We start from the raw sequence: 15698 nt of genomic DNA on the forward strand, positions 1-15698 counted from the left end.
TCGGACAAAAAAATCGATATGTTCAGTTTTATTTTTGCGTGAAACGCTTACACCTTTTACAAACTCCTTACTTTCGTATAATTTCTCCTATAGGCGAAACTGTAAAGTCCTGTCCTTCAATAAGCCCCTTAAAATTTGATTGTAAATAAAGAAGACATTCTATGCCTGCATTTAAATCTTTTTCACCTTTCATATATTCCCAAGGTTCTGCACTTATGATGTGGACAAGTTTTATGTGAATATCATTTCCTGAAGTTGCAAGCCCTGCGATTCTGTACAGTCTCTTCCAGAATTTTTCTTTTGGCAAAGCAAATACATCTTCTTGAACGTCGTTTTGCAGAATCACAGTCTTTCCGATTTTTAGGACCTTGTACAATTTCAGGTTAATGCCTTTTTTCTCTTTAAAATCAGGGTAGAGTTCAGTCTTGTTCTGTCTACTTTTTACAGCGTCAAGCAAATTGCAAATTTTGTAGTCTGAAACGTCCTTTCCTTTTTCGTCTTTCCCTCTGTAAATGGCAAGAAGATAGTTTTCGTCGTTTACAACATAATAATTTTGTTTGTAGTCTTTAGGATTTTTTGAAATCACATTGTGGTGTTTTTTCAAAGTGATCGGCGAGGTCGGCTGCGCCTTTATCCTCACCCGTTTTACAAAAACATCTCTTCCGTCACTTTTAAACGGCAGCAGGATTCCGCTTGTTTGAATATCTTGCAGCGTTTGTATTCCGTCTGAAAGATTCTTTTTAAAAGTTTCTCTTATCCCCTTGTCGATGATTTTCTCCGCACTTTTTTCGTCCAGCGTTGAAACCGGAATTCTTTGCACATATATCGTCTCAGATTTTCCGCCCTTTTCGGGAACGGTTTTTATGCAACCATAGAAGGTGTCCTTATGCAAAGAACCTCGCGCGGTCGCCCCTTGAACAAATACAGGTTTTCCGTTTTTCAAGACAGGCTTTCCATCCCGATTTCGCATGATTTTCTTTGACTGCCTCAACGAGTTTTCTTCTGAAAAAATTTTGGGAATTATATATTGAACGGCACTAAGAACGTCTGTGCCAAACGTCTCCCACGGTTTTGGAAATTTCAGATGCTTTCCGTCAGAGCTGTTTTTGATTGCCTCCGACAGCAGATTGAATTTTCCACGATTTATGCAGGCGATTGTCAAAGCATCCACAGTGTGATGTATATGGTTTGAGCGGTCTTTTACCTCATCTCGTTCCATCAAACCCCACTGCCTTTTGAAGGTGTCTGTCATAGAACCTTTTACGGGCTGAACATAGCCAAAGACTCCCTTCAAATACGAAAGAGAAAATTTTGTAATGATACGAGTGTCATTTAGTTGGCTGTGCTTAAAACCTGAAGTAACTTCTGTCGCTGAAAAACGCTTTAATTTTCCTTTGTAATAGTCAAGCTCGTACTCTGCCTTGTGTTTTTTCACGATTCGTGCATCTTTTGCAGCAGGGTCTTCGTATGAGCCTCCACGTTTTGTGTTGAGTTCAATTATTCTCAAGTAGTTGTCGATTTTGTCCTCATAAAATTTTTGGAATCGCTTGTTTATTTCTTCAAAATTCGGAAGTTCCGAAGGAAGTTTCTGTTTTTTTACGTTTCGGTTGAAGTCGCTTTCGCAAAGTGTAAGATTTTCAAGGGAATCGTCATAAGACAGGCTTCTTGGAATTGTGTGCTCAAAGTCAAATTTAGGAAGCGGTCCGAACAAATCTGTAAAACTTATGTGCTTTCCCGTGTAAGGGCAAGTTTCATTTTGTTCTTTCCAGAGTCTGAATTTTTTGACATCAGAATCTGTCGGAACGATTTTGAATCCCGCTTCGACGCAAAGTTCTTCTATTTTCTTTTTTGCGTCAGCATTATTTTTTTCGTTCGCCCTCACAAATTCTTCGATAGCCTTCCGCTGATTTTTGTCGTTTACCTCGTTCGCCAGCTCCACATTTATTCTCGTAGAACTGTCTATCTTTCCGGTTTTTATAAGATAGTTCATAAGTTTCCTGAGTTGGTGCAAAGCTCTCATCACTACAGGATTTTTTACGCTCGGTGAGCGAGGTGATGCAAGGTATATTTTCCCGTCTTCTGCCGGAACTGGCGTTTCAAAGTTGTAATCTGTGTCGCTCGGGTGATATAGTTTTCCATTTATAGTAAATCCTTTTTGATTGAGGTAGTCCAAAATCAAGTCGTCAGTGCGCAAAAGCTGATATTTGTAGTCGTTCGGATTTTTTCCGACGGCAATTTTTAAATTGTCTTCAACTTTTTCGGAAACTTGCAAAATTATGTCTTTACGTTTTTCTTCGTCATATTCGTTCCACTTTTTCTTTCCAAACAAGTCCTGTGCGGAATTTTCCACAATCGATTTGTCCCATTCTTCAAACCTAAAATCATTGTCTTTATCTTTGAACGCAGACTCAAGACAGCGGTTTGCAAGAACGATTATATTGTTTTTATCTTTGAGCGTTCCGATTATATTTTTTACAGAATCTTCAATTTCTTTTTCATTCTGCAAAAATGTATTTTGTCCAATCATTGTCGGAATGTTTGCAAGAAAAACTGCGGTAGAATAGATGTAGCCTTTCCTTAAAAAAGGAGTTATTTTACGGATTGCCTTGAGGCTTAAATTTGCGTAGCCTTGCTGAATTCTGATTGCACAGAATTTATTTGCCGTTTCATCGTTCAAAAAAAGTTTTTCTTTTGCAAATTCAAGCAATTTTTCTTCATCGTCAAAATCAAAAAGGACGTGCCAGATGTCGCACATGTCGTATTGCCCGATTTTTTTGTCTTTCCAGCTTTCATAGGAAGAGTCGTCGCCGAAAATATTTTTTAATCCGGCAGAAACAGGGCAGCCTGCAACGTTCGTGTCTTTTCTGTAGTTGAATTTCCAAAACTCGTTCTTGCCTTTTAATTTTTTTTCGATGTCTGCAAACTGAAAAGAAGGCTTTGAAATTCTAAAAAATAGCGGTTTTATAATTTCTTTTTCTTCTTCCGTAAGAAAATCAAAATCGCAGTTTTCATCTTCCCCGGAATTTTTTGCAAGTTTTATAGAATTGATGAAGGAAAGCATTCTGAATTCTTCAAACTCAAAATGAGAGATTGGGGCACGTGGCTTACTCTTTTCAAATGTACATTTTCCCACGCGAAATTTTTGTGATTTAAGTTTTCGTTGAAAGAAGATTGCCTTGTATAAATCGTCTTTCAATTCAGGCGAGATAGCCTGAACTTCGCATATTTTGTTGAATTCTTTTTCGTAATGCTCTTTTCTCGATGTGTATTTTCCGCGTACTTTTTCGCCGGACTGTTTTAATTCGTAAAAATACTGACCGAGCGTTCTGTCGCCCATAAGTGAAGAAAGTTCGTCTATGCTTTTTGAAACCGTCCCCTCCGACGCTTTTGTTGTTTCTTTTCTGTTGCTTAAAAATCCGCGCCGTTGTGCAATGTGATACAGTGCGCGCCCGATTTCATTCGGCTCGGCTTTTTGCTCAACGCATTTTTTCCTGAGGAAATATGGCTCCCAGTTTTTTACTTCGTCGGTCCGGTACCAGTTTAAAAAATCTCTTGAAGTCGGATATATTTTTTGTTTCCGCCATTTTTCGAGTTCTTCCATAGAAAGAGGACACATTTTGTTTTTGATGAGGACTTTTAGCGTCTCGTATTTCCTAAGTTTTCTTCTGAATTTTAATCTCCGGGCAAGGCGGAAACTTGTCCTCTCCGCCGCTTTGGAGCTTTCGTTTCCTTTTTCTTTTTTTACGCCTTCAGGGAAAATGTACACGCCGCAGTCTTCTATTTTGCTTGCTGTTTCGTCAACAATTCCCCAGCCTATGGAATTTGTTCCTATGTCGAGTCCAAGTGTTTTCATAATTTTTAAAATCCTTAATAAAAAATGTGCTTGCAAAAAATTGCAGGCAATGTTATCTTGATTACAGAAATCAAATCACAATAAGGCTAAATGCCGAAGTCATTTGACTACAGTCCCGCATCTTGTGGGACTTTTTTTATCAGGCTGAAAGTCGAACTTTTTAATTCGGGTGGCTTTTTGCTGCATTTCACTTCGTTTCATTTCGCAAAAATCGGGCTTTCCAGGATTCCGCTCTCGCTCCATTCCTTCGCTACGCTTCGGAACGTCTTCGTCGTCCTTCCAATCCCTGCCACATTCTAAAACCTATAATTTAACTTACTATATCACAGAAATTTGTTCCTAGACATTTAATTTAAAACTTTTTTTTACGAAGGGATAAATTGTAAATAATACCCCCCCCTATTTACCATTTGCAAAATTCGAAAGGTAGTATTAATATGAAGACATTGAAAAAATGTTGACAAGAGTTTTGAGAAGAAACACAATCTTGAACAGAACATCCTTTCTTTAAAAAATTTTATATAGCAAAAAAAGACCGTCGTGTCCGAGTGCGAAAAAAAAGCGTCCATGGCATGGCAGTCTTTTTTTTGTTTTAAAGTTTTTCCAAGCCAACAAGTTGTGCGTAAACTTGCGGTTTAACATAAAACTAACTTACGCAGGAGGAAAAACATGAAAGCGTTAAGAAAAACAGGAATACTTGCGTTGGCGCTTGCCATCGCGGTGATAGGAATTACAGGATGCCTGAATCCCGGCACGCCGGGGCAACCGCCTGTTTCCGAATCTTTTACCGTAGAGGTGACGGCAGGAGAACGCGGAACAATGAGTGCAAATCCTGCAAGCGGCAAAGTTACACAAGGCACAGTGATTATGTTTACCGCATTGCCGGTAGGGACTTACACTGTTTACCACCTTCAGCAAAGGACGACAGGCGGCAAAGGTATTGTATAACTATTTATTGATAGGAGGTTTATCCGTGTTTTTCTTGTGTATGCGAAATGTGTTTTCTCCGAACCGGAACAAAGCGGTGTTTACCTCTAATGTAAATTCAAACTTACAATACAATACTAATCTCATCTCTTTTTTATTCTATGCAATTATATTTTCTCTTAATAAAAACGGCGGGCGGTTTGTTTTCTCGTGGCGTATTTACGGCAAAACAAGACCGTCCGTTTCTAGTAAAGAAGCTTTCTTATGAAAAAAGCATTAATGAAAACAAGTGTAAAAATACTTGTACTTGGATTAGCATTGACGGCAATGCTATTTGGATGTAAACAACCTTTAGGTTCTTCTAGTTCTGCAGGTTCGGGAGGGGGGAACGGTTCAGATGAATCGGGAGGATACAGCATCACCTATCACTTAAACGGCGGAACAAACAATGGTGCTAATCCCTCTTCTTATACGAAAAACGATGAATTTCCGTTAAGAGCCCCATCTAAGGAAGGACAGGTCTTTGACGGCTGGTTCGGCAATTCTGAATTTAGCGGCGAAGCGGTAACAAAAATCGCAAAAGGTACAACCGACAGTGCATTCACTTTTGCACAGTTTAAGCCTGATACGTTTGTGTCGTACTTGCATTTTTGCGATGACAACGGCAGTACAAAAACAATTGCGCTTGAAAAGCCTGCATCGAAAAGTGCAAGCCGATTTCGGGTAAAAAATAGATCCGAAAAGCGATTATGCAAAATTGATACTCGGTGAAAACAATGATGGAATATGCGCACTGGCGAAGTATTGAAAGTTTAACAATTTTTTTAGGAGTAAAAACATGGCAGGTATAACAATCGGTAAAATATATACAACGGCGCCGGCAAACAATACATCAGGTGAAGATATAATCATCATCGAACAAGGGACAAAAACGAAGGCTGCAAAATTCAAAGACGTGATTGTAGGTAAAGCAAAAAAATCTGCCGATGCGAAATATGCCGCTCATTTGGGCGCGGACGGCGCATCGTTATCCGCCGGCACAAAAACTAAGCCGGTATATATCGACGGCAACGGGATTCCGAAACCGTGTGAAAATATTGACGCTGCAAACGCAGCCCTTGCTATGTATGCACAACGAATCGGCACACCACAAGCACATCCGGCAATCGGTTCCGCAAACACGCCAATTTTTATTAACGCTGATGGTATGACGACCACCTGCTCAGAGATACACACAACACTCGCCAATGCGGGCAGTGCCGGTATACCGGTATACACGCAGGGCAGTATTCTCCGAGAGTGTGCAAATTTTGGTATTTGTACGACTGCGACAAATACGATGGATAAAACGGTTACAATCAATGGTTTTGTAAAAAAAAGCCGGCGCACATATTTATATCAAATTTAATAACGATGGCGGAGGGTGTTCGCGGGACTTATAATCTAACGCTCAATGTATACGATGGAAACGCCAGTACCGGTGCCGCGCCGGTGTATGTCGGTAAATTCCAAGGTGGTATAGGCGCGATAAGTGCAGGGTGCACGTACGAGATCCTCTTTGATGGCGAGCATTATGTTATTTTAAATTCTGATATCGTCGTGCAGGAAACGAGCGAGAGAGCGAGCTATATCAAATATGGGAACGGTTTAATTGTACAGTGGGGTTCTTTTGCCCCACAGAATGCTCGCCCGTTTATACCGTTTCCTCTTGCTTTTGCTAATACCAGGTCTTATGGTTTTTCAGCTACTGCGACACATTGGGACGCCAGGCACTCATGATGCCAGAGCTTTGACTGTACTAACAAAAAAATCAATATAATGGGTTGCAATCGGCTTTTAATTGATACTAAAACCCCGTAGCTACCCACATTCCTTCTTCGTCTCGTGATATCACATTGCACCCGCTGTTAGAGAGACTGTTAGCCCAAATTTCGACTTATTTTTGAATAGATTTACAAAAAAGGTGTAACCCATTAAAATTTTGTTACCACACCAAAAAAAATGATTATGCCATGACTGAAATCAGCCTAATTGGAGTTTACAGAATTGTTGATTCTTTTTTCAAGTACTTTGAGGGTAATTTTAGTAGAACATTTTGCAAGAAATTATTATGGAAAACGTGGATTCAAGAGATATCTTTCAATGAAAGATATAATGGCATTGAATATCCACAGATTTTTCATGCAGTTCTCAAACTTAAAGGCATTTCACCGATTCGCAAACGAATATTTGAAGGAACGATATCCCAATTTTCCGAACTATGAGAACTTTTTGAAAGCGACAAACAAATCCTTTCCCATGATGATGCTGTTCGTGAATTCTGTTCTTGCAAAAAACAGGGAAAAATGTGCAGGCGAAACAAATTTCATCGGTTCGACACCTGTCGAAGTCTGCAAAAATAATAAAATCTCACGACATAAAGTCGCAAAGGACTGTGCGTCTCGTGGAAAGTCAACAAAGGGATGGTTTTTCGGCTTTAAGCTGCACGGAGTCTGCACCGCAGACATGATTGTCGAGTCTCTTACTTTTACAACAGATTCCGTTCATGACAGTAAAATGGCTCAAAAACTTACGAAAGACATAATCGGAAAGGCTTTTGCGGATGCAGGGTATCAGCTCAAGCCGGAAGTTCTTTCAGAAATGGCCGAAGATGTGTTTTTATGCATAATGCACCCGGAAAGAATATGAACAGACTTATTTCAAAAGAGCAATTGGACTGCCTCGAGCAGAGGAACATTATAGAAACTGTCTGGAGTGTAATGAAAGGTCGTTTCGAGCTTGTCTATACTAAAGCAAGAACTCTAAAGGGCATGTTCAGGCATTTCTTTTACAGCATTGCAGCTTTTTTGATTTCTCAATCAGCTTGTAGACAAAAACTCTTCATTCCTGATTAAAACTCGAATTTTGGGGTGTTATAATAGTGCCAGCCATCGCTTGTCGAGTTGCTGCGTGCGACAATGAAGTTAAAATAAACACAAGTATTCGAAAACGCCATTGCAAAGTTAACGCGAGTGTTATTTGCATATTTTTTCCTCCACTGTACAATTAAACCGTTCCTTAAAATCATGACCACATAAAATGATTATAGAGGTGCTATATGATTTATGGGTATATTCGCGTATCGACAAGTGGGCAAACGACAGAAAATCAAAAGCTTGCTATCAAGGGTTATTGCAAAAAAATGAAACTCACTCCTGTGCATTGGATCGAGGGAACGATAAGCGGACTGAAAAATCCTGAAAGAAGAAAATTGGGCGAATTATTAAAAAACGTACAACCGAATGATACAATCATCATGACGGAACTGTCGAGACTCGGTAGATCATTGGTAATAATTCTTAATGTATTACAAAATTTGTAGGAAAGGAAGGTACGCGTCGTTACGATAAAAGAAGGATTTGAACTTGTCGATAATTTACAATCGAAAGTCCTTGCGTTCGCTTTCGGTTTATCAGCCGAAATTGAACGTTCATTATTGTCGGAACGCACAAAACAGGGATTAGCACGAGCTCGGAAGGCAGGAAAACAATTTTGTCGCAGAAAGTGGCAAAAACCGTAGTATTATAAGCTAACTCCTTATCGATATAAAATAAAGCGAGCTTTAAGAGCCGGCAGGAGCAAGTTATCTATTTCAAAAGAGTTTCGTGTTACGTGGGGAACACTCGACAGATTTATACACGAACATCTCGATGATAAATTACCACCAGCGCTAATAGAGCGTCCGCAAAAACACGGTCACCCGACAATAAGAGAAAAGGAATATTTTATGAGAAATTCATAAAGGTTTTAACGGCAAATTATCCGATTTTTTATAGCCATTGCTTATAAAAATTCAATGTTTCAACTGTCTGTAAAAATGTCATTATTTATTACAATTATGTACTCAAATATGGTTATAAATAATAACAAAAAAGAAGGGCGGTTCTTATATCTTGAGTTACAGTGTCATGTAAATCTCGGCTGATTCTCTTTCGCTCATCTTCCTGAACTTGAATTATTGCCTTTGCTTTCTGTCTTTCTTCCTTGTTCTTTTTTTCAAGCTGCCTGTTTTTTTCATTTTTTTTAATATAAAGCAAAAGTATGATTACAAAAGAAACGCAGAGAATCGAAATTATCGCAAGAAGTTCTATAAAATGGAAAACCGCAATCTTTGCCTCTGCCGAATAAAAATCCATCAGATAAAACCGCCTTTATGAAAGTTTTTTTAGCAGCATCTCTTTGTTTTTGCAGCCGATTTTGTCGTAAATGACGCTCAAGTAATTTTCAAGCGTGGAAACTTTTATTTCGAGGAACTGTGCAATCTCATAGTTTGAACGCCCGTCTTGAATTAACTTTACAATCTGCTTTTCTCGTTTCGTGAGTATGGAAAAAATACTCTGTGTATTCAAAAGGCTTGTAACCAAATCCGGCTGGATGAAAGTTTTTCCCTCAGCAACGGCATTCACCGCGTCCAGCAGAAGTTTTTCATCGCTGAGTTTTGAGACAAATCCTCTTGCGCCGACTTCATCGCTCATTGCGCGTTCAATGCAAGCTCCTGTGTCGTGGCTGGAAAAAATAACGCTTTGGATTCCGTAATGGCGAAGAAGGCGAACCGCTTCGAATCCATTTGAAAGCCTTTCGTCTTTGCCTTTTATCTGAATGTCAACAACTGCGAGCGTATAATTTTCTTCATCGTCAGAATCTGGATATTTTGTCGCAGATTGAAAAACTCGCTCAGAATTATCGGCAATATTTTGAACTCTGTCTCCATCAGTTTTGTTTAACATGTAAGGATTTTCTTTGATTTTTTTGATGATGTTAGGAATCTCATCAAGACTTTCTGCTTCTGCAATCACATTCCACTTGGAATTTTCAGTAAAATATGCAGAAATTCCTTTTCTAAGCATTTTGTGGTCATCAATAAGAATCAAGTTTTTCATGAATCCCATTATAGCACAAAAAAATCAGGTCCAAATAGTGCATAATATACGAAAGTCGTCTACCAGACCAATTCTAATAAAAAAAGCCCATACTTTCTGTTTTTGCAAAAGAATGGGCTTTCTTTTAATTTTTTTTGATTTGATTTTTAACTTAATCAATATTTTGATTCTGCGTATCCAATCCAGCCTTCGTTTTCTACAAGTGCTTTTTCAAATCCTTCCAGTTTAAATGGATAACTTTTTGAAAGAGAACCTGCAATCAATTTTACCTTCCAGGTTCCGTCTTCTTTTTGTTCAATTTTGCATTCAGTTTCTTTGTTTGCAAAGGTTCGGAACATATCGTCGATGTCTTTTTTTGACATATCCAAGGCCAAAAGTCCACAGTTGTACATATTCTGCCTAAAAATTCTTGCAAAGTTTTGAGCGATTACAACATAAATATCGTTAACTTCCAACGCCCAAGGAGCGTGTTCACGGCTTGATCCACAACCAAAATTTTCTCGTGTGATGATGACCTTTTTTCCTGGTAAATCCCTTTTTGCATCGAATCCTTCCAATTTAAGATCTTCAAGGCAATAAGGTTTTAGTGCCTGCTTTGAAATTTCTGTAAGATATTTCGCAGGAATAATTTCGTCAGTGTTTATATCTGAGCGATCCAAAAAAAGTACTGGTCCACCGAATGCTTTCATATATTTTCCCCTTTTCGCCAATCAAGAAATTTCAATTCCTCTGATTGTTATTTTATCCTTTGTAAAGCTCAGAATTTGTTATAGTTCCTGCGATTGCAGTTGCAGCCGCAGAAGCAGGGCTCATAAGATGAACCATTCCGCCTTTTCCCATGCGTCCGTTAAAATTACGATTTGTCGTTGAAGCACAAACTTCTCCTTCTGCAAGAACTCCGTTTGACATTCCAAGGCACGCACCGCAAGTAGGATTTGTAACGCAAAAACCTGCCTGCATAAAAATGTCTATAATTCCTTCTTCAAGAGCCATCTTATAGATTTTTGGAGTTGCCGGAGAAACTATACCTCTTACTCCGTCTGCAAGTTTATGGCCTTTTAAAACTTTTGCTGCAATTCTTAAATCTGAGATTCGTCCGTTTGTACAAGAACCGATGTAAATCTGGTCTACTTTTGTACCTTTCATTTCAGAGATGGTTCTTATTTCGTCCGGTTTATAATTTATAGTGCATACAGGCTCAAGATTTGAGAGGTCTTCTGTTATCACTTTTTCGTATTCACAATCGTCGTCATCTCGCCATTTTTTATATGCTTCTACTGCTGCATCTTTCGTCTCGTACTCGTCTTTTATAAAGTTCCAGAGGTAGTCAACGGTTTTTTCATCTGGAAAACAGATTCCGCTTGTTCCTCCAGCTTCTACAGCCATGTTGCAAAGGGTCATTCTTTCTTCCATATCCATCCTATCTACGATAGGTCCTGTAAATTCTACAACGCAGTTTGTCGCTCCGTTTACACCGATTTTTCCTATAAGGTGAAGAATTACATCTTTTGCGTAAACACCATCTTTTAACTTTCCATTCAGGACAAATTTTATAGTTCTAGGCTCTCTAAATGAACAAACACCCTTTAATATTCCAACTTCCAAATCTGTTGTTCCAACGCCTGCCGCAAAAGCTCCAAATGCTCCGTGAGTGCAGGTGTGGCTGTCGCCCATTATTACAGTAAAACCTGGACGAACAAAGCCTTTTTCTGGAAAAATTGCGTGGCAAACTCCATTTGAGCCTATGTCAAAAAAATCTTTTACGTTATTGCGTCTTGCCCAATCACGCAGGATTTTTCCTTGTGCTGCTGTTTTGCTGTCTTTTGCTGGAGTTACATGGTCTATAACCGCTTTTATTTTTGTTGAATCAAAAACCTTGTCTGTTCCTCGCGCTACTAAATCATTTATAGCGACTGGTGTTGTTATTTCGTGACAGAATACTCTATCGAGTTTTAAGACATAAGTTCCTTCAAACGGACTTTCAACTAAGTGCGAATCAAAAATTTTCTGGGCGATTGTTTTTCCCATTTTTAATACCTCTTAAGAAATTTAGTATTTTTAAATATCTTAGCACCTTAGTTTTTTTAAGACAAGGTAAGACGATGAGAAAACAAAAGTTTAATTGACAACATTTATCGGCTTTCCAGATATGAACGCTTCTAAATTTTCAAGAGCGATATTAAAAAGACGCTGTCGTGCTTCTCTCGGTGCCCAAGCGATATGTGGAGTTAAAACACAGTTTTTTGCCTTAAAAAGAGGACAGTCCTTTGTCATAGGCTCTTTTAGAAGAACATCGGAAGCGTAACCTGCAATTTTTTGTTCATCGAGTGCTTTTTTTATGTCGCTTTCGTTTACAAGTCCGCCACGAGCGGTGTTTATGATGAATGCAGTTTTTTTCATAAGCGAAAGCGTTTTTTCGTTTACAATTTCTTTTGTCTCAGCTGTCATTGGAGCATGCAAAGTTAAAAAATCGCTCTGAGCAAAGAGTTCGTCTACACTAACGGATTTTTCGTTGCCTGTAAAAGATTTTTTTGAATGTACGTTTATTAAAACATTCATATCAAAGGCGTGGGCTATCTTTGCAACTTTTTGTCCTATTGAACCAAAACCGAAAATTCCCAAAGTCTTGCCTTTAAGTTCTGTAAGCGGAGAAAGCCAGTAGCAAAAATCCTTGCTGTTTATCCAATCACCGTTTTGTACTGAAATTGAATGTTGCTCTACTTGATTTGTAAAATTCAGGATAAGTGAAAATACGTGTTGAGCTACGCTGTCAGTTGAATATGAAGGAATATTTGTAACGATTATTCCTCGTTTTTTTGCAGCTTCAAGGTCAACAACATTATAACCTGTTGCAAGAACACCGATATATTTTAATTTAGGACAATCTTTTAGGATTTCTTCTGTGATTGCAACTTTGTTCAAAAAAATCGCATCTGAATCTGCAATGCGCTCTACTGTAAGTTCTGGCGGGGTTCTGTCGTAAATGGTCAATTCTGCAAATTTTTTAAACGGTTCCCAGCTTAAATCGCCTGGATTTGCAGCAAAACCGTCAAGTATAGTCAGTTTTATCATAGCCTTAATTTAATACTTCTATGCCTAGAGAAGAAATTGCGGAATTGATAGCAGCTTCATCTGCTCCTTCAAAATCAACGAGAACCTGTGCTTTATCGAAATTTGCGACACAGTTGTTTACTCCTGCAACCGCTTTTACGGCATTTTCAACCTTTGCGCAAGTTTCGGCATCCAGCATTCCAACAACGTATATTTTTTTTTGCATAGGGAAATATCTCCTGCAATTTTTTAAAATTGCGAAAGTTTTATTTGTAAAATCTAGGCAAATTATAGCAGTTATTGGCGTTTATTGAAATAACTTTTTGCTAAGGTTTTCAATTTTCAGACATTTATGACAATTTTTTACTGTCTGAATTTTTTTTGTATAGAGTTTTGCCAAGTTGTCCACACGCTCCGCCGATTTCTCTTCCTCGTCGTGTTCTTAGGGTCACGTTTAATCCTGCTTTTTCAAGCCATTCTACAAAGCGTCGGCATTCGTTATTGGAAGGTTCTTTGAATGGCAATCCTTCTACAGGATTCCACGGAATTAGATTTACGTTTACATCGATTCCTCTTGCAAAATTTATCATATTTTTTGCAGACTGCTCGCTTGTATTTGTGTTTCCCAGCAAGGCTGCTTCGAGAGTTACTCTCCTTCCTGTTTTTTTTGCGTAATAATCAATCGCATTTCTTAATTCTGCAAGCGGATTCGTCTTTGCTATTGGCATGAGATTTTCTCTCAATTTTTCATCTGCTGTTGTTAAGGAAACTGCGAGCCTGATAAGAGGCCCATTGTCTGCCAAATCGTATATTCCTTTTATAACACCAGAGGTTGAAAGCGTTATGCGTCTTTCTGAAAGATTTCTTCCACGCTTTTCTGTTAAAATCGCAATCGCTTTTCTAACGTTTTCTAGGTTCATCATGGGTTCTCCCATCCCCATAAAAACAATGTTGTCTAAAGGACCTGAATGTTTTTCCAACAAAAAAAACTGCTCGACAATTTCTTCTGGTCTTAAGCTTCTTGCAATTCCCAATTTTCCAGTTTGACAAAAGGCGCAGTTCATTGCGCACCCCACTTGGCAGCTTACGCAGGCGGTTTTTCGGTTTTCTCTATCTTTTAAAAGAACTGTTTCAACCGCAAGCGAGTCATCAAGCGTTATCTGAAGTTTTACAGTTCCATCAGAATCCTCTAATATCTTTGAAACTTTGCAGCATCGAAGCTGTGCTTTTTCAGAAAGTTGCTGTCGCAGTGCCTGGCCCAGATTTGTCATTTCATCAAACGAATCTATTCCCTTTGAAAGCCATTCAAAAATTTGTACGCCGCGGAACGAAGGTTTTATATCTAATTGAGAGGAAATTTCTTCTGGAAGAAGACCTGTTATCGAAATCTTTTTACACATAACGCTTATAAACTAATATTTTTTTTTAGCAATTTAAAGCAGCACTTGTAAATTTCTACTGATTAGAGCAATTTTTTGTTTATGATGGAAACGAAATATTTTTAATTTATAGGTTTTTCCGTCAGTATTTTATCTAGCATTTCATTTATTGCAGAGCTTTTAATTCCTTGTTTTTGAAATGATTTTAAGCTTTCGATTGCTTTATCTTTTTTGTTTATTTTTAGATAACAGTCTGCAAGATCTATATATAACCTGTAATTTTTTTGATCGCCTTTTATAAGATTTTCTAAACGTTCGATTGCAAGTTCGTACTTTCCTTCGCCTTTGCAGATTAAAGCAAGCCCCAACGCAGCATAAACGTCAAATTCTATATCCATCGCTTTTGTATAATATTCTGTAGCGGTTTTGTAGTCGCCTGTGTTTCTGTAAGCATCGCCTGTTCTCGTTAATATGACTTTATTTTTTGGATCATTTTTTAGAATTCTGTTCCAATAGTCAATCGAGCGGAATTGCTGGTTCATTCCGCGATAGCAGTCTGCAAGGCCAAACAAGACATAAAAATTTTCAGGATCCATTTCCAGTGCACGTTCAAAATATTTTACGCCTAAGTCAAAAGTCTTTAATTTTCTGTGGCAATTTCCAATCGAAGTTAAAACCCTTATATCTACAGCTTTATCATTTACTTCTAGCATTTTTGTCCAATAGTGCAGGGCGTCACGATATTCTTTAAAATCATAATAAAGATGGCCTATGCCGATTAGGGCGTAGGCATTTTCTGTTTCCATATCGAGCACTTTTAAGTAAAGCTCTTTTGACTTTTTAAAATCTCTAATTTTTCTGTAAGCATCTGCAACTCTCGTTAAAACTGTTATGTTTCTGTCATCGTGAATAAGATATTGCTCCCAAATTTCAATCGCTTTGTGATATTTGTTTAAAGCTTTGTAGCAATCTGCAAGTCCAAAGAGAGCATAATTGTTGCTAGGATGAAAAGACAAGCATTTCGAATAGAAATCTATTGCGTCTTTAAAATGCTTTCTTTTTCTTTCGCAGTCGCCAAGTCCGACCAAGGCATAATTGTTGTTGTCATCGATTGAGAGTATTTTTGTAAAAGAATCTATCGCCTCGGTAATTTTTTTTTCTTTTAGAAAAACATAACCCTGTTTTGAAAGCTCTGCGATTTCGTCAATTTTCCCGACATTCGCAATATCTTCTTCCTGAGCTCCAAAGCTATCTACAATTTTAAAATCATCAAACATTTTTAACTCCTATAAAAAGTCATTGAGGAAGTGTCAACTTCCGAAAGGGCTTTTTACCAGCCGAACGCAGCAAAGCGAGTTCGGCAAAAGATAAGAAAGTTTGCAGAGCAAACTTTAAAGGTAAAAAAAAGGGCAAGATATAGACATTTTTTTTACCGAAACTCCTATAAAAAGTCATTGAGGAAGTGTCAACTTCCGAAAGGGCTTTTTACCAGCCGAACGCAGCAAAGCGAGTTCGGCAAAAGATAAGAAAGTTTGCAGAGCAAAGCTTCGATGCAAACTCCAAAAAGCT

The 15698-nt window shown here is 38.3% G+C and carries 14 protein-coding genes and 1 pseudogene; 5 read left to right on the forward strand and 10 right to left on the reverse strand.

Annotated features, from left to right (window positions below; translation table 11 throughout):
- Positions 1 to 67: 67 nt before the first annotated feature.
- Positions 68 to 3853: a type II CRISPR RNA-guided endonuclease Cas9 gene (gene cas9 / locus FXX65_RS00620; protein ID WP_147614645.1), complete on the reverse strand. Its 3786-nt coding sequence runs from the start codon at positions 3851 to 3853 to the stop codon at positions 68 to 70.
- 669 nt (positions 3854 to 4522) lie between these two features.
- Here cas9 and FXX65_RS00625 point away from each other — a divergent pair.
- The 4 genes from FXX65_RS00625 to FXX65_RS00640 all read left to right on the forward strand — a co-directional run bounded on the left by FXX65_RS00625 (position 4523) and on the right by FXX65_RS00640 (position 7468).
- Positions 4523 to 4801 (forward strand): hypothetical protein, encoded by a 279-nt coding sequence (locus tag FXX65_RS00625; RefSeq protein ID WP_147614646.1) that lies wholly within the window; start codon positions 4523 to 4525, stop codon positions 4799 to 4801.
- Positions 4802 to 5044: 243 nt separating this feature from the next.
- Positions 5045 to 5551 carry an InlB B-repeat-containing protein gene (locus FXX65_RS00630; protein ID WP_147614647.1) on the forward strand — a complete coding sequence of 169 codons (507 nt, stop codon included), beginning with the start codon at positions 5045 to 5047 and terminating at the stop codon, positions 5549 to 5551.
- Positions 5552 to 5618: 67 nt separating this feature from the next.
- Positions 5619 to 6188, forward strand: coding sequence for a hypothetical protein (locus FXX65_RS00635; RefSeq protein ID WP_147614648.1), 570 nt, complete (start codon positions 5619 to 5621; stop codon positions 6186 to 6188).
- Between the two features lie 638 nt (positions 6189 to 6826).
- On the forward strand, positions 6827 to 7468 hold the full coding sequence (locus tag FXX65_RS00640; protein WP_147614649.1) for a transposase: 642 nt from the start codon (positions 6827 to 6829) through the stop codon (positions 7466 to 7468).
- Between the two features lie 202 nt (positions 7469 to 7670).
- Here FXX65_RS00640 and FXX65_RS09855 read toward each other — a convergent pair whose 3' ends face one another.
- Complete coding sequence (locus FXX65_RS09855) at positions 7671 to 7847, reverse strand: gp53-like domain-containing protein (RefSeq protein WP_456293459.1); 177 nt, start codon at positions 7845 to 7847, stop codon at positions 7671 to 7673.
- 30 nt (positions 7848 to 7877) lie between these two features.
- Here FXX65_RS09855 and FXX65_RS09745 point away from each other — a divergent pair.
- Positions 7878 to 8339: pseudogene (locus FXX65_RS09745) on the forward strand (recombinase family protein).
- Between the two features lie 334 nt (positions 8340 to 8673).
- Here FXX65_RS09745 and FXX65_RS00650 read toward each other — a convergent pair.
- The 8 genes from FXX65_RS00650 to FXX65_RS00685 all read right to left on the reverse strand — a co-directional run bounded on the left by FXX65_RS00650 (position 8674) and on the right by FXX65_RS00685 (position 15406).
- Positions 8674 to 8955, reverse strand: a complete 282-nt coding sequence (locus FXX65_RS00650) for a histidine kinase (RefSeq protein WP_147614650.1) — start codon at positions 8953 to 8955, stop codon at positions 8674 to 8676.
- A gap of 15 nt (positions 8956 to 8970) precedes the next feature.
- Positions 8971 to 9699, reverse strand: coding sequence for a response regulator transcription factor (locus FXX65_RS00655; protein ID WP_187116183.1), 729 nt, complete (start codon positions 9697 to 9699; stop codon positions 8971 to 8973).
- Between the two features lie 155 nt (positions 9700 to 9854).
- Entirely contained in the window at positions 9855 to 10388 is a 534-nt protein-coding gene (locus FXX65_RS00660) for a 3-isopropylmalate dehydratase small subunit (protein WP_147612604.1), read from the reverse strand.
- Positions 10389 to 10440: 52 nt separating this feature from the next.
- Positions 10441 to 11727, reverse strand: coding sequence for a 3-isopropylmalate dehydratase large subunit (locus tag FXX65_RS00665; protein WP_147614652.1), 1287 nt, complete (start codon positions 11725 to 11727; stop codon positions 10441 to 10443).
- A gap of 90 nt (positions 11728 to 11817) precedes the next feature.
- Positions 11818 to 12780 carry a D-2-hydroxyacid dehydrogenase gene (locus tag FXX65_RS00670; RefSeq protein WP_222704213.1) on the reverse strand — a complete coding sequence of 321 codons (963 nt, stop codon included), beginning with the start codon at positions 12778 to 12780 and terminating at the stop codon, positions 11818 to 11820.
- Positions 12776 to 12976 carry a cation transporter gene (locus tag FXX65_RS00675; protein ID WP_147612602.1) on the reverse strand — a complete coding sequence of 67 codons (201 nt, stop codon included), beginning with the start codon at positions 12974 to 12976 and terminating at the stop codon, positions 12776 to 12778. Before FXX65_RS00675 ends, FXX65_RS00670 begins: the two co-directional genes overlap by 5 nt.
- A 124-nt stretch (positions 12977 to 13100) precedes the next feature.
- Positions 13101 to 14150 (reverse strand): 23S rRNA (adenine(2503)-C(2))-methyltransferase RlmN, encoded by a 1050-nt coding sequence (gene rlmN / locus FXX65_RS00680; RefSeq protein WP_147614653.1) that lies wholly within the window; start codon positions 14148 to 14150, stop codon positions 13101 to 13103.
- 101 nt (positions 14151 to 14251) lie between these two features.
- Entirely contained in the window at positions 14252 to 15406 is a 1155-nt protein-coding gene (locus FXX65_RS00685) for a tetratricopeptide repeat protein (protein WP_147614654.1), read from the reverse strand.
- Between the last annotated feature and the right edge of the window lie 292 nt (positions 15407 to 15698).

Source organism: Treponema pectinovorum (assembly GCF_900497595.1).
In the GTDB taxonomy this organism is placed as follows: domain Bacteria; phylum Spirochaetota; class Spirochaetia; order Treponematales; family Treponemataceae; genus Treponema_D; species Treponema_D pectinovorum.

Coding starts and splice junctions, on each gene's coding strand:
- FXX65_RS00630 (WP_147614647.1), top strand. CDS start 5,045: ATGAAAAAAGCATTAATGAAAACAAGTGTAAAAATACTTGTACTTGGA.
- FXX65_RS00650 (WP_147614650.1), bottom strand. CDS start 8,955: ATGGATTTTTATTCGGCAGAGGCAAAGATTGCGGTTTTCCATTTTATA.
- FXX65_RS00625 (WP_147614646.1), top strand. CDS start 4,523: ATGAAAGCGTTAAGAAAAACAGGAATACTTGCGTTGGCGCTTGCCATC.
- FXX65_RS00675 (WP_147612602.1), bottom strand. CDS start 12,976: ATGCAAAAAAAAATATACGTTGTTGGAATGCTGGATGCCGAAACTTGC.
- FXX65_RS09855 (WP_456293459.1), bottom strand. CDS start 7,847: ATGATTTTAAGGAACGGTTTAATTGTACAGTGGAGGAAAAAATATGCA.
- FXX65_RS00655 (WP_187116183.1), bottom strand. CDS start 9,699: ATGAAAAACTTGATTCTTATTGATGACCACAAAATGCTTAGAAAAGGA.
- rlmN (WP_147614653.1), bottom strand. CDS start 14,150: ATGTGTAAAAAGATTTCGATAACAGGTCTTCTTCCAGAAGAAATTTCC.
- FXX65_RS00665 (WP_147614652.1), bottom strand. CDS start 11,727: ATGGGAAAAACAATCGCCCAGAAAATTTTTGATTCGCACTTAGTTGAA.
- FXX65_RS00685 (WP_147614654.1), bottom strand. CDS start 15,406: ATGTTTGATGATTTTAAAATTGTAGATAGCTTTGGAGCTCAGGAAGAA.
- cas9 (WP_147614645.1), bottom strand. CDS start 3,853: ATGAAAACACTTGGACTCGACATAGGAACAAATTCCATAGGCTGGGGA.
- FXX65_RS00635 (WP_147614648.1), top strand. CDS start 5,619: ATGGCAGGTATAACAATCGGTAAAATATATACAACGGCGCCGGCAAAC.
- FXX65_RS00660 (WP_147612604.1), bottom strand. CDS start 10,388: ATGAAAGCATTCGGTGGACCAGTACTTTTTTTGGATCGCTCAGATATA.